Source organism: Bacillus sp. JJ664 (genome assembly GCF_036962205.1).
GTDB lineage: Bacteria > Bacillota > Bacilli > Bacillales > Bacillaceae_G > Gottfriedia.
Map to the genome: position 1 here is coordinate 1 of NZ_JBALMS010000153.1, position 3,287 is coordinate 3,287.

The window sequence follows — 3,287 nt, forward strand, 5'->3', positions numbered from 1 at the left end:
AAGTATAATTTAATAATAAAATTTTCTGATACATTATCTGTAAATTATTTAATATGGGGTGCAGTATTAAACTACTAAAATAATAGAAAAGAATCAGAAATGGCAAAATAAGAGGCTTAAAACAGTAAAAATAATTCTTTTAGGCATCCTATTACTTGTAGGTCTCTTAGGGTATGGAGTGTACTGGGCGTTTTTTGATATGATTAGCTTGCCAAAAGGAGATTACCTTACTGAGGAAACATTTCCAAACGGGGTCTATACTCTAAAAGCATAGGTTAATAGTGGAGGAGCAACGACTTCGTATACCATCTTTCATTTTCGTTTAATTTTAAAAACAATAAGTTAAGACTTGCATGGTTTATTCCAAATGTATTCTGTTACTTAATGGTTATTATTTTTTCTACTTCGGTAATTGAAAACTTTGAAGGATTGAAAGAAATAAATAGATTATCAGTTTGGGTTGTAGCAATGATTTCTCTACTAATAATTTCTATTTTCGGTAGTTTTCCTTTAAGTACTTTTTTAGAGTTAAAACATTATGTTATTAATTCTAAGGGATATTCAACAGGGTCAGCAGAAGTACAAGGAATGGAGTTAGAAAAGACAGATTTAAAAACTGATATTGAATTATTACTATTGGATATATAATTCTATACAACTAACTGGCTCGTTAGTTCAAGAAGATTACAAGTCGCTTATGAGGCTTTTTTTTATTGGAGTATTTGGCAGGTTAGTGGATTAAAAAGTGAATTAATCCATTCTTATCTGTATTAATTTAACTGCATAAAGCAGTTGTACAGAGATTATAAAGTTGTGTAATTTTCAATTATTTTGCGGTAATGAAATTAAATATCAAATAAAGGAAATATCTTCTTGACAGTCGAATAATAGCATAGAACCATAATTAACTATTCCGGTGAGGAGGATTCTTATGCGTCCGCGACCATTATTTATTGAAAATCCAGAGCATGCTAGGTATGTTAGTCTTGTGCCAGATGGAGATATTGAAGAAATACTTAGTAAGCAACGAACTAAGACCATTACCCTCTTGAGCAGCATATCAGAGGAGTCAGCAAGGAAGGCGTACGCACCAGGGAAATGGACTTTAAAAGAAGTGATTGGGCATATGACCGACTCGGAACGTGTGATGTCGTATCGAATGCTTGCCATTGCACGAAATGAAAGTGCACCTCTCCCAGCAATGGATCAGGATCAATACGTTTCTGCGGCAAACTTCAACAAATTATCCTGGGAGCAGCTACTATCTGGTTTAGACACAGTACGCTCCAACACGTTAAGTCTTATTTCAACCATTGATGATGCAGCGTGGGATCGTAATGGAACTGTAATGAACAGCCCAGTTTCGATAGGTATCATTGCATATGGCATTGCCGGGCACGAGTTACACCATATGAAAGTGATTAGTGATAAATACTTATAGGTCTTTTTCTATTAATGAAAAAACCTAATTTCTTATTTAGTGTGCGTTAGTTGAAGAACCAGCAAAAAAAGGATCTTTCCTGTTGAAAGTCCTTTTTTTATTGCCGATAACGGTATTTATGTAAACTAGATTCACCTACGATTTCTTGTGAAAATAGGCTAGTTCTTGTGCAACTAACTGGCGCGTTTGTTGAAAAAGTAAATAAAAAATTGTATCCAAAGCGAAACTAATAAAGAGCAACAATTATTAGTAGCTCTTTATTAAATTCTCATTATTTATGTTTTTATGGGGACAGTTATCTATTAGTTCTTTAGCGATTTTCTGACCTTCCTTGCAAAAACTAATGGATCATCAATAGCTTCGATATTTACGTAAATCAAATTTGGATTATCAAATAGCCACTCATTGTGTATAGAAGAAACAACTATTCCATGTTTAACAATTGAAGATACAAATTGCTCAACTTCATTTTGCAAGAGTGCAACTCTACCTAAGCATAAGGCTTGTTTAGTCTGATTATCTTTCGATTCAAATGAGAAAGAAGAGGTTACTCTGAATCGCTTTCCTAAAATTATTGCTGGTATTTCATTTCGATTTATTGTTGCCACACATTTTCCCCCGGCAAATCCCTCTTGGCCTCCGATAATTCTAGCAAACTCTTTACAAATCAATTCATCATTGGTCACAACTATTCATCTCCTCCCAAGTGTTATTAGGATATGAATAAATGAAAAAAAAGTGAGTTTTATAATCGTTTATGTCACTAAAAGTTTAATAAGAAATGATAAAATAATTATTATAATTTTCTAATACAACTAACTGGCGCGTGAGTTTAACAACATGACTACTTCGGTAGTCTTTTTCTTACGACTAGTCAATGGATATTTTAAATTTATTTGACCCTAATCCTTTAACTGAGTAATGAAAGATAAGCCATTTCTTAAGCGGACACTCGATTGATCCGCGAGAAGGGGTTTAACAATGCTAAAACATCTTAGACTAAACCCGTCATCTCATTGCTCCTTTTTATATTTGTTTCAATTGTTTGAGTATGGTTATCCAGATTCTCAGTCCTGTCAACCATAGTGTCAAAGCAGAGCCAAAACCGATAAAAGTAGACGTTGCAATTAGAGTTACATTGCTAACAGTGACATTCGTTGGTAATAAGAAAGTAATAACGCCTAAAATACAGAGCACTCCACCTGTACCATAATAAAAATTTTCTCGAAATAATTTAGCTAAAGGAAAAAAATGAATACCGACAATAATAGCCATAATAGGGAAGAAGACTTCAAAATGGTTGATTATGTTACAAATCACACTTGCAATAAAGATCGCAAGACCCTCTAGACCGAAGATCAAACCAAATTTTCGATTTATTTTTTTCCTATGTTCACTCACTTCCGGTATAAAAGCATTGTTCATGTTACGAGCTTTACCAAAAAGCGATATGGCTCCGATGAGTAAGATTATTGTCATAACAACCGAAAGAACAAGTAACCAGGGAGCTACAAGTCCATGTGAACCAATAATACCAATGGAAGCCCAAAGCGCTCCGAAAAAAGTCATGAACATCACACCATTTGCAGCTCCAAAGACTTCAGCTTTCGACAATTTTACTAAATCAGTCATAATTAACCAGGCTCCTAAAATCCAAAATTTGTATCTACTCATATATAATCACCCATTCTCCTATTTAGTCTAGCTTTTTTACAAATGCTATGATGAAGTGCGTCTACAAGAGTGTTTGCTGGACCTGGCTTAGCAGGATATTGAATCTTCTTATTAAACTAACTGGCGCGTTAGTTTAAAATTTTGAGTCACTTCTGTGGCTCATTTTTTATTA

General features: G+C 33.9%; 5 protein-coding genes. 3 read left to right on the top strand and 2 right to left on the bottom strand.

The genetic code is table 11. The annotated features are described in order from the left end of the window. The first annotated feature begins 133 nt into the window (after positions 1-133). The 3 genes from V7056_RS18655 (at position 134) to V7056_RS18665 (ending at position 1,441) form a co-directional block, all read left to right on the top strand. Positions 134-274 (top strand): DUF5412 family protein, encoded by a 141-nt coding sequence (locus V7056_RS18655; protein ID WP_499703899.1) that lies wholly within the window; start codon positions 134-136, stop codon positions 272-274. 155 nt (positions 275-429) lie between these two features. Next, entirely contained in the window at positions 430-648 is a 219-nt protein-coding gene (locus tag V7056_RS18660; protein ID WP_499703896.1) for a hypothetical protein, read from the top strand. A 283-nt stretch (positions 649-931) separates the two neighbouring features. Then, complete coding sequence (locus tag V7056_RS18665; RefSeq protein ID WP_499703897.1) at positions 932-1,441, top strand: DinB family protein; 510 nt, start codon at positions 932-934, stop codon at positions 1,439-1,441. Positions 1,442-1,743: 302 nt separating this feature from the next. Here the strand turns inward: V7056_RS18665 and V7056_RS18670 are convergent, their stop codons facing one another. Together V7056_RS18670 and V7056_RS18675 are read right to left on the bottom strand one after the other, a co-directional pair. Beyond that, positions 1,744-2,133, bottom strand: coding sequence for a DUF1259 domain-containing protein (locus tag V7056_RS18670; RefSeq protein ID WP_499703900.1), 390 nt, complete (start codon positions 2,131-2,133; stop codon positions 1,744-1,746). Between the two features lie 334 nt (positions 2,134-2,467). Continuing rightward, positions 2,468-3,115: a hypothetical protein gene (locus tag V7056_RS18675; RefSeq protein WP_499703898.1), complete on the bottom strand. Its 648-nt coding sequence runs from the start codon at positions 3,113-3,115 to the stop codon at positions 2,468-2,470. Positions 3,116-3,287: the final 172 nt, after the last annotated feature.